Below are 20,130 nucleotides of genomic sequence, written 5' to 3'. Positions count from 1 at the left end.
AATTAAATTATTTAAAAGAAAGGAACATTAAAAATGTTAAAATTACCATTCCCTAATCTTTTTGATTGAGACAAACACGATTTTAATCAAGATGAATTAAGTTTAAAACAAACAGAAGAATTATTTGCAAAAATAGATGAACAACTATGAAATGAATGTAATAAATCTGAATATAAATCATATAGATTTAGACAAAGAAAATTAAAAGCAAAAAAAGGTTTATTAACTTATAAACGACGTATTTGTATATATTATAACCCAAAAACACAAAAAAAGGAATTTGTTTCACTGCTAGATAATTATCTTGGTGTTAAAAAATATAGTAAACTTGCACCAAATGTTATTAAACAAATTATAAAATATTTTGCTGATGGTAAAAAATATCGTGATATTTGTGATACTTTTATTGAGGATTTAATAAGTACTAGTATAGTTTGTAGAACCTATCAAAAATTTCAATTACCAAAAGCTAATATTCCTAAAATACCATTGCAACCAAATCAATATTTATATATAAATATTGATGATGGACATAGAAAATTTAAGTTTAATGAAAAACACAATACTAAAAATTGTAAAAAATGTTCTATGAGATTATTAGTATTTTGTACTGGTAAAAAGAAAAATGGAAAATTAATTAATAAAAGAGCTGTATGTAAAATAAGAGTATCAAAAACAGAAATTGGTGCAGAAAAAACAGCTAAATTAATTCAAACATATGGTAATTTATATTTTGAAAACTTTGACCAAGCAAATTTAATAGTTTGTGGAGATAGTGCAAAATGAATTAAAAAAACTGCTACAATTTTAAATGCTAAATTTATTTTAGATAAATTCCATGCTTTTCATGTTTTATTTCTTGGTATAATGGCTGGAAGAAGAAAAAATAAAATTGCTAAATTACATTATGAAAATGCAATAAATTTATTTGCCAAAGGTCAATATTATGAATTAATTGATTTTTTACAATCATTAACTTTGCAATATAAAAAATTAAAAGTTGATTATTTTATTAATGCAAAAGATGGTGTATTAAATCAAGCATTAGTTGAAAATATTGGTTGCTTTACTGAAACTAATATTAAACAAATTTTAAAGCATATGATTGGTGATAGAACTTATAATATTGATATGTATACAAAAATGGTTAATTTTAAATGCTATCAAATAAATACTGCCATCCAGTTATTATAAATTAAAATTAAAGATTTTAAAAAAACTAAAAATAAAATAAAACTTATTAAAGTAACTATTAATAAGAATTTTTGAATTATAAAAGTAAGTATTATTGTTGACTAATATTTTACAAGTGTTAAAATTACAATACAATTGCATATTGAAGTCTAAATTATTCTCGTCTAACTTTATAATTTTAAGACAAATTTGAATATTATTGACAACATCGGTATGCTCCCTAAATATATTTGCTATTAATTGAGAATATAATAATCATAATTTAGTAGTTGCTGGTGATGGTGCATTATGAATTAGAGCAATGGCTAGTTGATTGGGTTGTTATTATATTTTAGATAAATATCATGCTTATAGTTATTTATGAAAATCTTTTGTTAATGTTCGTGGTAAACATCAAAAGAAAGCACTTGATTGAACAAAATATTTAGATGTAACAACTACTTTTTCAAATGGTAGTTATAATCAATTAATTACTATTTTAGAAAATAATCATAATAAAGTTACTAAAAAAACTTATAATTATTTTAAAAATAATGAACAAGGAATTATTAATCAAAATGCTGATTGAAATATTGGTTGTAGTGCGGAAAGTGATGTATATCATTTTTTAAAATCTTTAACTAATGGAGCAAAAATATATAATTATCAAATATTAAATAATATGTTAATAGCAAAAGCCAATTATTTAAATAGTAGAAGTTATCTTAATAGTACTTAATAAGTTAAAACTTAATATTTTTTATTTCTAATTTTAAGATTAGAATTTTTGTGTTATTTAAATGTAATTTTGAAATTATATATTTTAATATTTTTAAAATATATGTTATAATTAAATTAAAAAATAATAGAATTTGCAGTTATATTGTTAATGTTACTCATAATTCTAAGGGTTAATCTCATACGTCCGACAACCGCCCGAAGAAAATTTACAAAAAAAAGCAAAAGATGCAGAAAATGAAAAATATGATGCATCATATTTACATAAAAAAAATAATGCTAATAATTGTATACTTTCATAAACGTTTTCTTTAATCTTTATTTTCTGTTACGTCAATAATAACTTCACTATTATCATCAAGAATTTCTTTAGTTATAAATTGACCAACGCTTTCAGCACCAGTTTTATCAGCAACCGTTTTTAAACGACTTAATTGTTTTTCCAACGGAACTAATGTTTTATTAATGCCAACATAAAGATCGTGATTTTCTACTAAACACTGTAAAAAATTATTATTTAATAACTGAATATGAACGGAAATATTATATGTATGATTACTATTTCTTTCAATACCAACTTTAGCAATCATATCTTTTTTAATATATTTAGAATACTTTTCTTGTAAATAATTAAAATTTTTATCAACAGCATTTTTAATTTCATAAGTAATATTAATATTTTTTCCATGGACAATAACTTGCATGATTAATTGCTCCTATCTTTTAATTATTATATACATTTTCCCATAAACAAATAAATTTTAAAAGATAATAGTGTAATTAAATTTAAATTATTAACAACTAAGCAAAATACCAATTATATTTATAATATGCTTAATATCATCTTCAGTTAAATTAATGATTAATACTCTATTTTTTATCTTTTCATGATTTTTGTTTTAAAAAATTTTGTTTTCCATTAAAAGTAATAGCTGTTTTTCAACGTGGATAATTATTACCTTTAGTAATAGCATTAGTATTATTCATTGGTTGTAAATTACTAATATCAGAAGTACCTCCATGAAATAAAGGTCGTTGATGTATAATAGTTCAATTATAACTTTTAGGATCATCATTAAGTTTAACATTACTAATAAAGTTATTTTTAAACATTAGCGCACCCGCATAGTCTTTTCGATATAACTGTGGATTATAATCATCAATAATTTCTCCTTTATTTCATACTTCTTCAATTTGTTGTGGTGTTCAAGTTACTTCACTATTAACAACATTACTACTGTTATTACTACTGTTATTAGTTTGAACAGGATTTGGATTACTAGTTACTTGATTATCAAGTAATTTTGATTGTGGAAGTGCACCTCCACCAGTATTATTAATAACTATATTTATACCTTGTGTTGATTTATCATGTTCATTAAAAAATCGATCTGTAAATGATGGTCCAATAGTTTGTTCACCAAAAAGAGAATTTTGTTCAACACTTGCGGGTATTTCTGTTGCTGATAAAGCATTATTATTTGTCAATGATAATACTTTTTTTGATTTATTTCTTAAATTAGCCATTATTAATCATAAAGAAAAAAGTACTAAAAAGAAACTACTAATTAATGCAAAGCCTCAAGGTAAAATAAAAAATAAAACATTAATAATTTTTTTGTCCATAACATAACTATAAATTTTTTTATAACCATAACTTATTAATAATCCCGAACTAATAAGTAAGACAAGCGAAATTACTACTACTATTAATGCTCATACTAAAGTTATTACTCCATATTTATTTAAAAAAATAAATGGAATTGTAATAAACACTAGAGTAATAACCGAAAAAATTAAAGTAAAAATTGTTAAAATCTGAAAAGTAAGAGTAAATGTAATGCCTTTACTATTAATTACTTCAGTTAAAATTACTAAAATCTCATTAACATTAGTACGATAAAGTATAAGTCATAATACTCAACTTATAATCAAAGTTATTGCCATTAATCCCGAACTAACAATAATTCCTCAACGATTATGAGAATTAATATTTCTATAATTCTCTGCTGACACTTCCATACTAAAACCTCACAACTCTAAAATCTCATATATTAAATTCTATCATAAATGATGATTAACATGTTTAACGACAATTATGAAATATAAATGAAAATATAACCTTTATAAAAATATTTCTTGAAAATTAAAATTTAGATTTAACTTAATAAAAATGTATCATAATATTTTTAATAAACTTTAAATTTGCAATTTTCTTGCGAATAATTTTTTGTTAAAGATTGTTGATTTTGTGATTCTGATTTATTAATTTTTTCAATATTTAATCTTTCATCTAATGATTCATCTTCAAAAAATTTCCTTCTACTCTCTTTTTTTGCTAATCTATTTTTTTCTAAAATATCAAATAAACTTTCTACTTTTAATGTACCATTTAATTGAGGTTGTACTAATGTTTTATCTGTTTCTAACGTGGTAGTCATTTCTAATTTTGCAAGGTCTAACTGCTTAGTTAAAATATCTTGTTGTACCCTACTTCTTTCTAGACTTAATTGTTCAAGCTCTTTTTCCCTAATCAAATTTTCTGCTTCTATCTTACTTTTTTCTAATTCTATTTTTTTTATATTCTATTTGTTTAGTTAAAATAATTAATTCTTTTTCATTTATTTCTAACTTTAATTGTTCAAGTTCTTCTTGCTTAATTAAATTTTCTGCTTCTAATCTTTCTTTTTGTATTTCTGATCTTATTTTACTAATTTCTAATTCCTTATTTAATTTTTTATTTAATTCTTGAAAAAATTTTTTGACATTTTTTCTTCTTTTTCTTTCTGCTCAAATTGAAAGTGTATTACCAATTATTACACTTCCAGAAAAAATAGATATTGGTACTAACCCAACACCACTTACAAACAAGCCAGTAATAGCAGCAGTACTTATAACAGCTTGAATACCAGTTTTTCAATAAAATTTTTTATTTTCTTTATATAGAGTTTTTTTACAATAACAACAGTTTCATTATTACAATCATTTAAATTTTGCAATTCTGTTTTCATATCTTTTATCCTTTTCAATTGTTTATTTACATTTTTATATATATATATATGTACTTATTTTTTTATGAATTGATAATGAACAACTATTACTCGTTTCTACATTTACTACTTTTGCTAAATTAAATTCTTGAGGGATCGGTGATGAAGTAATATTTAAACTAGTTATGTTATTAAGTTTTGCTAATTCTTCTCTTGCTTTAACTAATTCAAATTCAACTTTAGTTCTTTCTAATTGTTTTTTAAGAATTTTTGCTCCTACTGTTTCTAATTGTAATTCTTCTAATTTTCTCTGAAGAATACTTGATTTTTCATTATTCTCATCTTCTAATTCTACTTTCTCTTGTTTATTTTGTTTAATCGTAGCTTTAATAACTGCACCCATCATAGCAGCAGATGTACCTGCACTAGCTGTTATTCCTAAATCAGAACATTGAAAGCCATCAATTCCACCAACCGCTAATGTTACTACTGTAGCAGTACCGGCAGTTATTATAGGTAAATTTTTTACAAAATTTTTTTTAAATTTCTTTCGAAAACTTTTTTTCTTGATAGTGAAGGTTTAACAACTAAAGATACACAGATTTCTAAAAAGCCTCAAATTTGAAGATAGAATTAATCTTAACTAGTACTTTGTAAAACAAAGATACACAGATTTCTAAAAAACCTCCCTCTTTAAAAACTGTTGTTAAATCTTCAGTATTTTCTAATAATAAATCTACTGCTTTTGATATTGGATCATTATTATTAATATTTTGCTTTTTAGCCATCTGTAATTCACTCTTTCTAGGTTTATTATAGAATTAATTAAACATAGTTATTTTTGTAAGTTACACAGATTACTAAACATTACCGATTTATATTCTAAAATTAATGTAAGAACAATTTAAAAAATAAATAATTTTATTTCTTTATTATTAGAAAGAAATAAAAAACCTATTTGTTCAAGATTAACTTAATTCATTTTTAAATTCATAAATATGAATATCAGTTTTATCAACAACAAAACCAATAACATACGAAATACCACAAAGAAAATCAATAATTCTTCTTCGATCATTTTCAACAGTTGTTGTTAAATTAACTTTAATTGGTTTTTGTAAAATCATAGCATTAGCAACTGATTCAATTTCTTGATAATTTTTAGGAGCAAATTCTTGTATTTGTTCTTGAAAACTGGTTTTATAATTACTATTTTCATCATTGTCTTTATATTTTTTACTTCTTCATCCCATAATTAATTAAACTCCCTTTCGTCTTCGTAAAAATGATGGTAAATCATCATCTGCTTCCATTGCTGCTTCTTGGACTAAATTTTGTTGTTCTTCTTCTTTTTTCTTTGTTTGTTCTTTAATTTCTTCACTTAAATATTGAGTCTTATTGGTAATAAATTCATGATTATCAACTTTTGAACTATAAACAAAATTATTAGCATTAGCACCTTCTTCATCAAAACCAGTGGCAATAACTGTTACAATCATTTCATCATTTAAATTTTCATTAACAGCAACACCAAAAATGATATTAACATCATTACCCGCAGCATCACGAACTAAATCAACAGCAATATTAGCATCAGTTAATGTCATTGTTGTTCCACCAGTAACATTAACAATAGCATTTTTAGCACCCTTAATTGTCACATCATCAAGTAAAGGAGAAGAAATAGCTTTTGTTGCGGCTTGTTTAGCTTTATGTTCACCCTTTGACATTCCAATACCAAATAAAGCATTACCTTTATTTTCAATAATAGTACGAACATCAGCAAAATCTAAATTTATTAAAGCAGGAACAGCAATTAAGTCAGTAATAGTCTGTACACCTTGACGTAAAATATTATCTGCTTCTTTAAACGAATCTTTAAGAGGGATATTACCAATTACTTGTAATAATTTATCATTAGAAATAATAATAATTGCATCAACTTGTTTCTTTAAATTTTCAATTCCAAATATAGCATGAGCATTACGATTACGTCCTTCAAATTTAAATGGTTTAGTAACAATAGCAATTGTTAAAGCACCACATTCTTTAGCAATTCTTGCAACAATTGATGCAGCACCAGTACCAGTACCACCACCCATACCAGCAGCAATAAAAACCATATCTGCACCATCTAAAGCACGTTTAATTTCTGCTTCACTTTCAATTGCGGCTTGTTTACCAATTTCGGGATTAGCTCCTGCTCCAAGTCCCTTTGATAACTCTTTGCCCAAAATAATTTTATTTTCAGCTGGTGATGCATTAACTACTTGTGCATCAGTATTAGCAACATAAAAATCAACACCTTGTACCTCTGCTTCAATCATTCTATTAACAGCATTATTACCAGCACCACCAATACCAATTACCCGAATTGATGCTATTGGTTTAAATTGTGAATTATTATGTTCCATTTTATTTTCCTCCTGAGTAATCAAATTGTCTTCTTCTATTTACTACCATCATTATACTGATAATTTGGTTGAAAGGGGGAATTATAATGCTTATTATCATGATTATTAGAATGCGTATAATGATTTAATTTTGATACAATTTCTGGTTTATGTATTGATGAAATATAATTATTACTAAAAACATTTACTAAATGTTGGTAGTGAGTATTACCGATTAAAGTAGTTCACTGATAACTATATGCACCAGGAGTTTGACTGAGCATATATTTTACTTCTTTTAGTTTGCTATTATTTTTAAAATAGTTGGCAAAACCACATAAACCAATAGTAATTCCCGTAAAAATAATTTCCATATCTGAACTATTATTATCACTAACTTCATCAAGAAAATATTCAATACAAGAAATAATTTCATTAATTTGTCTTTTAACTGTTGCTTGTAAATCAGTTTTTGTTAAACGAACAATAGATTTTGTTTGATCATCAACATACTTATCAACAACAACATCGCATAAATAATTACTACTTATATTAATAATTTTTTGTAAATATCTTTCAGCTTTATCATAACCACAATGCATTTGCTTCATTAATGATTGAATTATTTGATTTCAACCAATTTTAATATTAGTTGTTGCAAATAATACTGAATTACTAAAAACACTAATCTTAGTACTATTAATATTTCAATCAACTAAAACTGTATTACGATTAAAATCAGTATTTTTAATATTACATACTAATGCAAATTGATCTAAAGTAACAGTTAACAATTCTGTTTCGGCATTAGTTAATACTTCGAGGTGAGAATTATATAAACTTTTAGGTAATGAATAAACTAAAGCATCAACATGCATAACTTGTCCTTTTTTTGCAATTGGTAATGAACAATTACCAATTGCATGATCAACTTTAAAATTGTATGGTTTAGTTAAACAAATAATTTCACTATTATCAATAGTAATGTTTTTAGCCATTTCAATCACTTTACTACAATCTTCATCAGTGATAATGTGATTAGCATCTTTAAAATCAAGTGATGCTTGTGATTGATAAATTTTTAAATTATTTGAAGGTAAAGTTAAGGCAATACGTTGTACTTTTATATTTAAAGTATTATTAATTTTATTAATAATTTGTCTTAATAACTTACCTGTAGCAATTGAATTAATAATTACACCATTTTCAGAAAACTGTTCAGTATCAACAGTTTCTTTATATAAAACCTGAATTTGATTATTAACATAATTATTAACCATAACTTTTAAACTAAAATCTTCAATTTGACATACAACATATAGTTCTTGAAAATTCATATTGCTCACCTCCAAACATTTTTATGAATCAATATAAGTAATAACTCTTAGTTTTGCACTTCGTGCTCTTGGATTTTTATTTATTTCATCAGGCTTTGGTGTAATTGGTTTTTTAATTATTAACTGATATTTTGTTTTTCAATTATTGTGAACTGGTAATTTAGCATATAATTGTGCTTGTGGATCAATTAAAACTTCATTAAAAGTTTGTTTAACAATACGATCTTCTAAAGAATGAAAACTAATAACAACAATTCTACCATTAGATTTTAATAATTTCAAAGATTGTTTTAAAGAAGATTTTAATGTTTCTAACTCATTGTTAACAGCAATTCTTAATGCTTGAAAAGTCTTTTTAGCAGGATGATGATGCTTATTTAATACTCTTACTGGTAATGATTTTTTAATAATCGTAACCAATTGTAAAGTGGTATCAATTGGTTGAAAAGTTCTTGTTTTAATAATATTTTTAGCAATACTACTAGCAAATACTTCTTCACCATAATTTTTAATAATTGTTTTTAATTGCTCATAATTATAATTATTAACAATATCTCACGCATTTAATTTTTGACTTTGATCCATACGCATATCTAACTTAGCATCTTTCATATAACTAAATCCTCTAATATCTTCATCAACTTGTGGTGATGATATACCTAAATCATATAATATACCATCAACTTTAGTAATATTTCTTTTTAAAAGCTCAGATTGAATATTTGCAAAATTACTTTTAATTATTTCATATTTATCTTTAAAATCTTTTAAAATAATTTTACTATTATCAATGGCCATTTGATCTTGATCAAAAGCATATAGTTTGCCAGAGGTAAGTTTTGATAGTATAACTTTACTATGACCTGCTCGTCCTAATGTACAATCGACATAAATACCATCAGGTTTAATATTTAAGAAATCAATTGCTTCTGTTAACATTACAGAAATGTGTCTTGCATTGATATTATTCATAATTTTTATATCTCATCTAGAGCTGCTGCCGCCGACTCAAATTTATCCTTGGTATCTTGATTAAAACTATTTCAATTAGTTTCTGATCAAATCTCAATTTTATTGGATAGTCCAATCATAATTACTTTTTGTTTAATATCAGCTAGTGTCAATAATGAATGTGGAATATTAATGCGACCTTTACTATCAATAGTTAATTCTTCTGAATTAGCAAATACTTGTCTTGCTAAAATTCTGGCTTCTTTCTGACCTTCGGATTGTGATAAGATTTTATCTTGTCATTTAATAAATTCAATTTCGTTACGAATAACTAAACAGCCTTCAAAACCTTTAGAAACAATAACAATCTCATTGTTATGAAAATAACTTCTAAACTTAGAAGGAATTATCATTCGTTTCTTTTCATCTAATGTTGACAATGATTGTCCTAGTAGCATAATATCACCCACACTTTCCCACTATTACCCATATTATATAACCTTTGGCATATAATTGCAATTGATTACTTTAAATGTATGACTAGTCAGTAAAATAAAAGAACATATAATAATAAAAATAAAAACTCATTTACTTTAAAAAAATAAAGAAATGAGTTAAAACTTTTTAAATTTACCGTTTGTCAATATTATATGCTTTTATAAAAAACAAATATAATATTTTAAATATTTTATTATAATTACTTACTTAGAAATTAAATACTTTTGATCAAATTAAATAGTGTTATTAATAAAAAATTTTTTAAATTTAGGTAATTTATTAGAATTAGAAATTGCTGAACCAACAGCAAAATGAGTGTGATCTAGTACATTGGATACATCTCAATTTGAAAGATCTTGATCAAATAATACTGAGCCAGCAAACATACCAGTCATAATTCTTAGAACCTGTTTGGAATCTTTTAAACATAATTAAACTAAAAAAGGGAATAATTATTTCTAACCTGACAGTTAATTAACATTTTATTTTCTTTGTCATTTTTTTGTTAAAAAGATTTTATCATTTGACAACTTATCAATTAAAAATTTATTTTTCAACTATAAAATAACATTTATGATATTAATTTAATCAAAAATAAGTTAAAAAAGATCCTAAACAGGTTCTTAGAACCTGTTTGGAATCTTTTAAACATAATTAAACTAAAAAAGGGAATAATTATTTCTAACCTGACAGTTAATTAACATTTTATTTTCTTTGTCATTTTTTTGTTAAAAAGATTTTATCATTTGACAACTTATCGATTAAAAATTTATTTTTCAACTATAAAATAACATTTATGATATTAATTTAATCAAAAATAAGTTAAAAAAGATCCTAAACAGGTTCTTAGAATGCTTTTTAAGATAATGCAATAACAAATATTTATACTCCCACAAAACACTACTTTTAGCACAACATTAACAAATCAAACAATAAAAACCACTAGCAACAACAAAGATGCTAGTAGTTTTTTATTATTAAATTTTAAAAATCTATTTAAATAAATTTAACAAAAAACTATTACTAATTAGCAACAAAAACTGAATTAACAGAGTTTAATGAAGATGAATCATTATCAATATTTGTTTCATTACATCTTGTCTTAAATTCTTCATCATTAATTAATAAAGTACCATTTTCTTCATTATCCAATATGCTCTGATTTTCATTATTAGTCTCAAAATCAATAGGATTTCAAAATTTATTTATTAATCAATTAGTAGTTCCAGAAACTCCATCAAGTGTAGCAAAAATTGGAGCAATAATTTTTGAATCAAGACCAGGTGTTCAAAATAATGATCCTCCTCCAATAATTGCAGCAAAAGGACATAATAAATTAAAACCATCTTCAATTGACTTTAATATTTTATTAGTTGCTGAATCTTTATTAGTAAAATAAATACGTGTAAGTGTTGTTGTTCCAGCCAAAACACCAGAAATAGCAGATATTTCAAAACTAATAAATGGTAGTAAATTAGGAATTGTTAAATCTCAATTACTTGCTTTAGTAAATATTGTTTTAATAAAATTAACATCTAATGTTGTAACTATATATGAGGTATTTATTAATATTTTTCAAACTTCTATTAATGTTGCTACTTTTTTACTATCTGGTAAAAATGTAAATGCTGTCCCAAAAACACCCCTATTTAAAGCATTTGCTAAATTTAATCATTGTGAAACTTGACGAGCATTATGTAATAATTTAGTAGTTGCACCAGCACTACCAGCACCAATAGCATTTAAAACAATAGTAATAATTTTTTTATACTGTTCTTGATTATTTATCATTTAATTACTCTTCTTTCTAAGTTAAAATTTCTCTAATTAAACAGCAAAAAAACCTGTTTAGGTAATAATACTAAACAGGCTTAATGATTTAAGCATATATTTCTTGTCTGTTCATATACATTATAAAATCAAAACATTTAAAAAACAATATTCAAAATAAAGAAAATAAAAATTATCTTAAGTAATGTAAATAATAATCTTTACTTAGATTATCAATAAAAAAGGTAATGTTTAGTAATCTGTGTAACTTACAAAAATAACTATGTTTAATTAATTCTATAATAAACCTAGAAAGAGTGAATTACAGATGGCTAAAAAGCAAAATATTAATAATAATGATCCAATATCAAAAGCAGTAGATTTATTATTAGAAAATACTGAAGATTTAACAACAGTTTTTAAAGAGGGAGGTTTGTATAAAGAATTAACAAAAAGATTAGTAGAAAAAATGTTGAATTCTGAGATGCAAAATTATTTAGGATATGATAAGAATCAACATAGTAATAGTGACAATGCTCGTAATGGTATAAGTTCAAAAAAATTAATAACTCAACAAGGTAAAATTGAGATTGATGTACCACGAGATCGCAATAGTAATTTTAATCCTGTAATAATTGCAAAAAGACAAAGAAGATTTGATGGTTTTGATCAACAAGTTCTTTCTTTATATGCAAAAGGTATGACATTATCAGATATTAGAATGCAATTACAAGAGTTATATCATGGTGCTGATATTAGTGAAAGTGTTATTAGTCACAAATTACTGATGATGTTATTGATGATGTAAAAGTATGGCAAAATCGACCATTAGATAGTATTTATCCGATTGTTTATTTTGATTGCATAGTAGTTAAAATACGACAAGATAAACGCATTATTAACAAATCTGTGTATATAGCTTTAGGAGTTGATTTAGAAGGTAAAAAAGATATTTTAGGCTTATGAATTAGTGAAAATGAAGGTTCTAAATTTTGATTAGCCAATTTCACAGAAATGAAAAATCGAGGCTTAAATGATATTCTTATTGCTTGTAGTGATAATTTAACAGGAATGTCAGAAGCAATACAATCAGTTTATCCTAAAACAGAACATCAATTATGCATCGTTCATCAAATTAGAAATAGTTTGAAATATGTCTCATATAAGCATAGAAAATCTCTAGTTGCAGATTTAAAACCAATTTATACTGCATGTAATGAAGAACAAGCAATGCAGGCTTTAGAAACATTTGAAAATAAGTGAAATAAACAATATCCTCAAATTGCTAAATCTTGATATAAAAATTGAGAAAATTTAATAGTTTTTATTAGTTATCCAACAGAAATTAAAAGAGTAATTTATACCACAAATGCTATTGAATCTGTTAATAGTCAATTACGAAAAGTTATCAGAAATAAAAAAGTTTTTCCTAATGATATGGAAGAATTGAAAATATTTTATTTAGCAATTGAAAATATAACAAAAAAATGAACAATGCCCATTCAAAATTGAAATACAGCAATTGCTCATTTTATGATAAAATTTGAAGATAGAATTAATCTTAACTAGTACTTTGTAAAACAAAGATACACAGATTTCTAAAAAGCCTCATTATTTTTTATTGTTTCTTCTTGAAACATTTATTTTATTTATTAAATTTTGGTCATTTACTAAGATCTGATGCAATTCCTGACTCAATAGCAAAATTATCATGGTTTTTTACTTTTTCAACTTTTCATTTTGAAATATTTTGATTGAAGGAAGTTGCATATGCAAACATATCACTCATATTTGTAACATTAGATACATCTCAATTTGAAATATTACCATTAAATTTTCAAGTTCTACTAAACATACCACTCATATCTGTGACATTAGATACATTTCATTCTGACAAATCCTGATTAAATGATGATGAACCTTCAAATGATCCAGAAGCACTAAACATATTATTCATAGTTGTCACCTTAGACACATTTCAATTAGTAATATTACCATTAAATTCTCAAGTTTTACTAAACATAGCATACATATCTGTTACATTAGATACATCTCATTTTGACAAATCCTGATTAAATGATGATGAACCTTCAAATGATCCAGAAGCACTAAACATATTATTCATAGTTGTCACCTTAGACACATTTCAATTAGTAATATTACCATTAAATTCTCAAGTTTTACTAAACATAGCATACATATCTGTTACATTAGATACATCTCATTTTGACAAATCCTGATTAAATGTGGCTGCATAATAAAACATTTGTTTCATAGTTGTCACCTTCGACACATTTCAATTAGCAATATTACCATTAAATACTAATGTGTCACTAAACAGACTGCTCATATTTGTTACATTAAGCTGACAAATCCTGATTAAATGATTTCGCACGAGTAAACATATAACTCAAAGATGTTATTTCTGATGGTAACTGATCTGGTACTTTTTGAATTGTTTTTGGCACTCTAGCAACTTGAATTTCACCTTGTCGATTCTTATAAAAACCAATTTGAACAACCTCTTTACTTTCTATCTCTGACAAATCTTCTATATTAGTTTTTATTTTTTCTCCATTTTTATTTTTGTAAATTGTATCTTGTTGTGTTTTACTTTGAATGTAATTAGTTGTAATATTAGTTTTTTCTTCAATTGTATTTAAAATATTGATTAAATTTCCTGTAGTTGTTGCAAGTGTTAAAACACTTAATGTTGTTAATAATGATTTCATAATTAGTCCCCTTTATTTTCCCCAATAACTTTTTCTTAAATCTATAAGTTATCTATATTTTAAATTGTTTAAAGAGAAATGCAATAACTGACTTGTATATTAATATACTTTTTAAATTAAAATATCTAATTATTGAAGGAAATTATTAAAAATTATTGACTAATATGAAATAATTTTATTTTAAAGATTTTACTTGTAAGAAAATTAGCATTTTTAAATGTAATATCATAACTTTTATTATCTAAATTATTTTTAATTTTATAACTTAAAACTGCACTAACACTACCATCATCATGTTTAAATGTATTCATTGCAATATCACTTAAAGTAAAATAACTATTATTGTTAATATCAAAATATTTACTATACATATCTTTATATAAATTTTCTTGGTCCTTTAACATATTATCAAGAATACCACCATTATGATGTGTTTTATCAACTATTATATTTAGTAAAGAATTTAAACTGTTAGTAGGAGTATTTAATCAATTAGAAAAGTTTGCAAGAACACTATCTTGTTTAAAATTAGTTTCATCACCAAATTGAACACCTAATAATTGTAATATTTCTTTAGTTTTACTAATATTATCTGTTGTTGGGTGATTAATAATATATTTAAGATTATTTAAAGCATTAATAAAATCTTTACTACCGAAAGTTAAATCTAAATATTTTACTAAATCTTTTAAATCAATTAATGGATTTGTTGTTAAATATTTGTTAGTAAACTCAAATATTTTATTAATTGTGTCATTAATTGGAACATTTTTAATTGCTGATTCTAAACTATTAACAACTTGTTGAGGAATATCACTAATAGTTGAAATAAAAGAAAATTTCTTTTGAATCTCAGGTAATGTTCAATATGAATCAGTTCATGCAAAGGTAGCTTTCGCAATAATGTCTTCACCAAAAGGTCCGGTCATTAAATTGGTAACTAATTTAAGCATATTATCTTTTGAAGATATTAATTCTTGAAAAATAGTTAATACTTTTTTTAGTTGAACTGTATTATTTTTAAGTGGTGTTTTATCATCTCAAGTAATACTATCAATACCAAGAGTTGGATTAGTTAATTTTAATACTTCACTTTTAACCATTGGTATTATTGTTTTTATTAAATAAGGTCATGCCACTGGATTTGTTAAAATCTTATTAAGAGTTTCACTAAATGTAGCATTAAAATTATCAGAATTAAAACCGATAGGTCCAGCACCTCATAAAGCATATTTAATATTATCGCTAATCATTTCCCCAATATATTTTCCTGATATTGACTTAAACATATAATTAAAATTAACACCAGCTATATATTCATAAAATTGATTTCAATTTCAATTTTTTGCTTCATCTTTAACATAGTATCACTTTTCATGACTTGGAATATTTCAAGCTTGAGCAAATGTCGCTTTCTTTGACATATAATCTTGCATTTTTTCAAAAGTAGTATTACCACTAAAATTATCTTCTTGATCTCAATCTGCTAATAATTCATCAATAGTATTAGTTATAATTGGAATATAATTAGTATAAGATAAGTAATCATTAATATTTGGTATTAAATTTTTAATATTTTTTAACATTCCATCAATCATATTAACAGTATCATCATTAGATAAAATAGAATTATTTAAATAATTTTTAAGCATTGGCAATATGTCATGATAACTACTATAGTTATTAATATTATTAGTGATAGCATCAACTTTAGATTGATTAATACCATTACGTTGAAATAAAGATTGAATAGTATTAATACTATTACCATCTAAGTTACTAGTTCAATCATTAATAAAATCATTTCCAGTATTCTTACCTGTAAGATTATCAATTTGAATAGAAGGGGTTTGATTATACATATCATTTAATAAATTATTAGTATTAAAACCTTTATTTTTAGCAATTAATAACGATTTACCAACAATAGAGGTTTCATTAGCATACTTAGTTGCTGTTTTAGTATCAACATTGTTGTTGGCAAAATTATTAATACTAATATTGTTTGTATCAATTGTGAATGCTAAAAGCGACATGCTAGAACTTAATAAAAGGCTGGTAGTAAAAAATAAATTTAATTTTCGTCTCATATTTTACACTCCATTTATAATGATTTTCTTATTATTATAAACTATTACAAAATAATGTACAGTAAATTTTATTTTTAAAAAAAATATCTACTAATAAGTTAAATTAGTAGATATTTAATACATTTTAATTATGAATTTAATTAGATATTCCGTTTTTGTTAAGTTAGGACTAATAACTAGTAAAGGAATATTTATAAATTTATGAGAAAGTATGTTTATTATATTTTTTTGTTGTAGAAACATTAGTTTTTGGTGTAGAAGCATTAGTTTGTGTTTTATTAAAAACATGTGTTGGTTTAACTGAATGATTATTCTCTTGAGTAAAATGAGAATTTTTTTGTGTTGATGTAATTTATTATTACATTTATTAAACAAATGTTTAATCAAATGTAAGGGATTTACCATAGAGTGATGATGGTGACATAAAATATCAACAATATTAGTTAATAAATAATTAACATTTTTATTAGCTTCCAAATTATGTTGGATAGGTTTTTCCAAAATGCTATAAAAAGTAGGAATAATATTATTATAATTAGCGATATCTCTTTCCTGTAAATATGTTAACATTTCCAATACTTTTTTATTATTTACTAAATCATTATTACTTTTAAATTTAAACTTTCTATTCTTGATAATGCTACTATGATAAGAATTTGGATCACATAAACGATATTTTATTTTCCTTGATGATTTTATTTTCTTTTTTCTTAATTTCAGAAAAAATATTATTATAAAACCAATTAAAAAAATAATACTCATGATAATAATTAAAATAACTATTAACTTCATATGTTACTCCCACATTTTATTTTTAATTAATAAGTATTAATTTAACATTTTATTTTATAAAATAAAATACTTTTTATTAAAAATAATAACGTTTAGCAGAACCTATCTTTCTTTCAACTAAGCTAAATAAGATAAAGATAAAAATAAATCTTAAAATTTCAATACCAAGTAAAATAAATAATATAATTACTGAATGATTATTAAAATTAAGAATATTATTATCATATTCATCAGGTCTTGGTAGGTTAGGACTAAAATAAAGTACTACTAAAGTTAAAGCAAAAGATAAAGTAGCAATAATCGCATTTAAGGGTACTATTACTAGACCAGCACTTACTTTTTTGATAGTATCTACTTTTAAATTTTTACTTTTATTACACAATTTAAAAAGATAGTAGTAAATAAAATAAAAAGAAACAATAAATAAAATATTAGCAATATTATCAAAGAAAATTTGAATTGGCGGATGATCACTATCTGCTAATAAATGTAATCAAGGTTCAATAATACCAATTGCTAATGTATAATATAAACCAATAATTGGTAAAGCAAAAGCAATAATTAATGAATCAAAAATTCTTAATGGTAAAATTACTCCCATAAACTGAATAGGTATTTCAATTAATGAAGAAGCAACAGCTAATCCCAATAAAATTCCTGTCAAAGTAATATTAAAAATTTGTTGTTTTGAATTAATCTTTATTTTTTTCTTTGTTTTTATATCTACTTTTTCTTTTTCTTGGTCAACACTTTTAACTATCATTATAACTTCTCCTTTTTAAAATAGTTATTTAATTAATTAAATACTTATTTATAAAAATTATAAATTACTTTTAATTAAAAAACAAGACATTTATTAAATTTTTATAAAAACTATTAATACTACTCTAATTTAGAAAATTAATTAACAATAAAAATATCATAATAATAATTTGATAGATAATTTTTATTAAAATAAAATGGGCGGTTGTCAAATTTACGAAATAATTAATTATCATAGTAGTAACTTATTTCCAAAATTACCATTTAAAAATGATGATAGACAAATTAAATTCTCTTTTACCATTAAATTTATATTCGACGTATTTTAAAAAATATAGATTTTATAAGATAAAATAAAAATTATTATCAAAGGAAAAAGACAAGAAATAATCTTGTCTTTTTTTGTAATTGTAAAATTTTAAAATTTTTAATAAACGTCTTTAACGCTATTATCAACACGTGTTAGGGAACTAAAAAAGTGAACTACAACACAGTTGTTAAAAATAGTAGCTAGCCATGTGGACTTGCATGGATAAATAAAAAGTGGAGTGATACCTAATAAAATATACTAACCAGTAATGGTAATTCTTGGGGTGGGAGCGAATTGGAAACTAGTATATATAGACCCGAAGTGGGGACGAACTATTATTATTCTTAATTTAACCAACCTTGCCACTCTCCAGTGAGCAAGTGTTGGTTTTATTTTTTATTTTTTTTGAAAAATTTTTTTGGGCGATAAAATAAATTTCAAACTTATAAAAAAAATTGAGCGGTGCCGGTTCAATTAAAATATTAATTTACTAAACGCAAATTAAATAAATATTGAATCGAATGCCTCGATGTTTTTTAAAATTTCACAATTTATTTTTGAGCCCAGAATTACAGGAATAAATAAAACGAATAGTAGTATTATTAATAATCTAAAAATCAAATTATATGTTCTTTATGCTAGAAGCAACAGAACATATTAGGAAAGGATTATTATGCAAATAGAATTTAAAAAAGAACAAATAATTAAAAAACAAAATTCTATTATGATTGATTATGGTGAATATAAATTATCTATTCCAAATTGAATGATTAAAAATAATAGTTTTACTGTTGATAATAATTATACATATTGAGTGTTTAATTTAGAAAATATTAAAAAAGAAATGAATGGTCAAGAACTATTAGAATTATTAAAACCATATCTTTCTGAACAAAAAATAACTGTTAATAAACAAGAAGCACCAAAAGAATATTATATTAATGATATAAAACTTGAACCATTAATATTTTATGAACAACATAATAGTTGATTTATTGGTGAAATAACTGATAACAAAACTAAAATTACTAATCCTTGTTTTAAATACAATATTACATGACAACAAGATAATAAAAGTTTTAAAATAAATAATCCATATAACCATAATGATTTGCCAATTAATTATATTGTTACTTCTTAGAACCTGTTTAGGATCTTTTTTAACTTATTTTTGATTAAATTAATATCATAAATGTTATTTTATAGTTGAAAAATAAATTTTTAATCGATAAGTTGTCAAATGATAAAATCTTTTTAACAAAAAAATGACAAAGAAAATAAAATGTTAATTAACTGTCAGGTTAGAAATAATTATTCCCTTTTTTAGTTTAATTATGTTTAAAAGATTCCAAACAGGTTCTTATAAACATGTTTCAACTCATAATGAAAAAGTATTTTTAACATAATGCAATATAACTTAATCATTGGAATTGACCCTGCTGGAATTGGTAATAATGGAATTGTTATATATTCAAATGAAAGTAATAATATTATCTTTAACGAAACATTTAAAACAAAAACTATTTTAGAAAGTAAAAATTTGTATAAAGAATACTTTTTAATGGTTAAACATCATTGTGATAATAAGAAAATA

Annotated in this window: 20 protein-coding genes and 3 pseudogenes; 5 read left to right on the top strand and 18 right to left on the bottom strand. The window is 23.6% G+C overall.

Annotated features, from left to right (window positions below; translation table 4 throughout):
• The first annotated feature begins 33 nt into the window (after window positions 1-33).
• Window positions 34-1,194: an Mbov_0401 family ICE element transposase-like protein gene (locus tag ACXUB0_RS00115; RefSeq protein ID WP_458257335.1), complete on the top strand. Its 1,161-nt coding sequence runs from the start codon at window positions 34-36 to the stop codon at window positions 1,192-1,194.
• A 199-nt stretch (window positions 1,195-1,393) separates the two neighbouring features.
• A complete protein-coding gene (locus ACXUB0_RS00110; protein WP_458257334.1) occupies window positions 1,394-1,912 on the top strand; it encodes a hypothetical protein in 519 nt (172 codons plus the stop codon).
• A 310-nt stretch (window positions 1,913-2,222) separates the two neighbouring features.
• Here the strand turns inward: ACXUB0_RS00110 and hpf are convergent, their stop codons facing one another.
• From hpf to ACXUB0_RS00045, 13 genes and pseudogenes are all read right to left on the bottom strand, one after another.
• Window positions 2,223-2,615 (bottom strand): ribosome hibernation-promoting factor, HPF/YfiA family, encoded by a 393-nt coding sequence (gene hpf, locus ACXUB0_RS00105; RefSeq protein ID WP_174480838.1) that lies wholly within the window; start codon window positions 2,613-2,615, stop codon window positions 2,223-2,225.
• A 166-nt stretch (window positions 2,616-2,781) separates the two neighbouring features.
• Complete coding sequence (locus tag ACXUB0_RS00100) at window positions 2,782-3,933, bottom strand: hypothetical protein (RefSeq protein WP_458257333.1); 1,152 nt, start codon at window positions 3,931-3,933, stop codon at window positions 2,782-2,784.
• A gap of 167 nt (window positions 3,934-4,100) precedes the next feature.
• Window positions 4,101-4,448: a hypothetical protein gene (locus tag ACXUB0_RS00095; protein ID WP_458257332.1), complete on the bottom strand. Its 348-nt coding sequence runs from the start codon at window positions 4,446-4,448 to the stop codon at window positions 4,101-4,103.
• Between the two features lie 16 nt (window positions 4,449-4,464).
• Window positions 4,465-4,782 carry a hypothetical protein gene (locus ACXUB0_RS00090; protein ID WP_458257331.1) on the bottom strand — a complete coding sequence of 106 codons (318 nt, stop codon included), beginning with the start codon at window positions 4,780-4,782 and terminating at the stop codon, window positions 4,465-4,467.
• A 174-nt stretch (window positions 4,783-4,956) separates the two neighbouring features.
• The gene (locus tag ACXUB0_RS00085; RefSeq protein WP_458257330.1) at window positions 4,957-5,307 is read right to left on the bottom strand and encodes a hypothetical protein; all 351 of its coding nucleotides are present in this window, start codon (window positions 5,305-5,307) and stop codon (window positions 4,957-4,959) included.
• A gap of 238 nt (window positions 5,308-5,545) precedes the next feature.
• Window positions 5,546-5,689, bottom strand: a pseudogene (locus tag ACXUB0_RS00080) (IS256 family transposase); the annotation flags it as partial.
• 180 nt (window positions 5,690-5,869) lie between these two features.
• The gene (sepF, locus tag ACXUB0_RS00075) at window positions 5,870-6,154 is read right to left on the bottom strand and encodes a cell division protein SepF (RefSeq protein ID WP_174480582.1); all 285 of its coding nucleotides are present in this window, start codon (window positions 6,152-6,154) and stop codon (window positions 5,870-5,872) included.
• A gap of 6 nt (window positions 6,155-6,160) precedes the next feature.
• On the bottom strand, window positions 6,161-7,315 hold the full coding sequence (gene ftsZ / locus ACXUB0_RS00070; protein WP_458257329.1) for a cell division protein FtsZ: 1,155 nt from the start codon (window positions 7,313-7,315) through the stop codon (window positions 6,161-6,163).
• Window positions 7,316-7,350: 35 nt separating this feature from the next.
• Complete coding sequence (locus ACXUB0_RS00065; protein WP_458257328.1) at window positions 7,351-8,631, bottom strand: hypothetical protein; 1,281 nt, start codon at window positions 8,629-8,631, stop codon at window positions 7,351-7,353.
• 21 nt (window positions 8,632-8,652) lie between these two features.
• Window positions 8,653-9,603 (bottom strand): 16S rRNA (cytosine(1402)-N(4))-methyltransferase RsmH, encoded by a 951-nt coding sequence (gene rsmH / locus ACXUB0_RS00060; RefSeq protein WP_252320018.1) that lies wholly within the window; start codon window positions 9,601-9,603, stop codon window positions 8,653-8,655.
• Window positions 9,604-9,608: 5 nt separating this feature from the next.
• Window positions 9,609-10,052, bottom strand: a complete 444-nt coding sequence (gene mraZ / locus ACXUB0_RS00055) for a division/cell wall cluster transcriptional repressor MraZ (RefSeq protein ID WP_281748124.1) — start codon at window positions 10,050-10,052, stop codon at window positions 9,609-9,611.
• 261 nt (window positions 10,053-10,313) lie between these two features.
• Window positions 10,314-10,475, bottom strand: a complete 162-nt coding sequence (locus ACXUB0_RS00050; RefSeq protein WP_458257327.1) for a BspA family leucine-rich repeat surface protein — start codon at window positions 10,473-10,475, stop codon at window positions 10,314-10,316.
• A gap of 628 nt (window positions 10,476-11,103) precedes the next feature.
• Window positions 11,104-11,871 carry a hypothetical protein gene (locus ACXUB0_RS00045; RefSeq protein WP_458257326.1) on the bottom strand — a complete coding sequence of 256 codons (768 nt, stop codon included), beginning with the start codon at window positions 11,869-11,871 and terminating at the stop codon, window positions 11,104-11,106.
• A 307-nt stretch (window positions 11,872-12,178) separates the two neighbouring features.
• On the opposite strand from ACXUB0_RS00045, the pseudogene ACXUB0_RS00040 reads away from it, so the two are divergent.
• Window positions 12,179-13,419: pseudogene (locus ACXUB0_RS00040) on the top strand (IS256 family transposase).
• Window positions 13,420-13,495: 76 nt separating this feature from the next.
• Here ACXUB0_RS00040 and ACXUB0_RS00035 read toward each other — a convergent pair.
• The 5 genes from ACXUB0_RS00035 to ACXUB0_RS00015 form a co-directional block, all read right to left on the bottom strand.
• The gene (locus ACXUB0_RS00035) at window positions 13,496-14,200 is read right to left on the bottom strand and encodes a BspA family leucine-rich repeat surface protein (protein WP_458257325.1); all 705 of its coding nucleotides are present in this window, start codon (window positions 14,198-14,200) and stop codon (window positions 13,496-13,498) included.
• Between the two features lie 10 nt (window positions 14,201-14,210).
• On the bottom strand, window positions 14,211-14,582 hold the full coding sequence (locus ACXUB0_RS00030; RefSeq protein WP_338987591.1) for a hypothetical protein: 372 nt from the start codon (window positions 14,580-14,582) through the stop codon (window positions 14,211-14,213).
• Between the two features lie 152 nt (window positions 14,583-14,734).
• Window positions 14,735-16,618: a hypothetical protein gene (locus ACXUB0_RS00025; protein WP_458257324.1), complete on the bottom strand. Its 1,884-nt coding sequence runs from the start codon at window positions 16,616-16,618 to the stop codon at window positions 14,735-14,737.
• A 168-nt stretch (window positions 16,619-16,786) separates the two neighbouring features.
• On the bottom strand, window positions 16,787-17,464 hold the full coding sequence (locus ACXUB0_RS00020) for a hypothetical protein (protein WP_458257323.1): 678 nt from the start codon (window positions 17,462-17,464) through the stop codon (window positions 16,787-16,789).
• 76 nt (window positions 17,465-17,540) lie between these two features.
• Window positions 17,541-18,227 carry a hypothetical protein gene (locus ACXUB0_RS00015; RefSeq protein WP_338987585.1) on the bottom strand — a complete coding sequence of 229 codons (687 nt, stop codon included), beginning with the start codon at window positions 18,225-18,227 and terminating at the stop codon, window positions 17,541-17,543.
• Window positions 18,228-19,209: 982 nt separating this feature from the next.
• Between ACXUB0_RS00015 and ACXUB0_RS00010 the strand changes: the two genes are divergently transcribed.
• Both ACXUB0_RS00010 and ACXUB0_RS00005 read left to right on the top strand, forming a co-directional pair.
• Entirely contained in the window at window positions 19,210-19,677 is a 468-nt protein-coding gene (locus tag ACXUB0_RS00010) for a hypothetical protein (RefSeq protein ID WP_458257322.1), read from the top strand.
• 264 nt (window positions 19,678-19,941) lie between these two features.
• Window positions 19,942-20,130: pseudogene (locus ACXUB0_RS00005) on the top strand (hypothetical protein); the annotation flags it as partial.

The organism is Spiroplasma endosymbiont of Dactylopius coccus (assembly GCF_977110965.1).
Note: the sequence above shows the minus strand (reverse complement) of the source record. Positions and strands in the feature narration are given on the sequence as shown.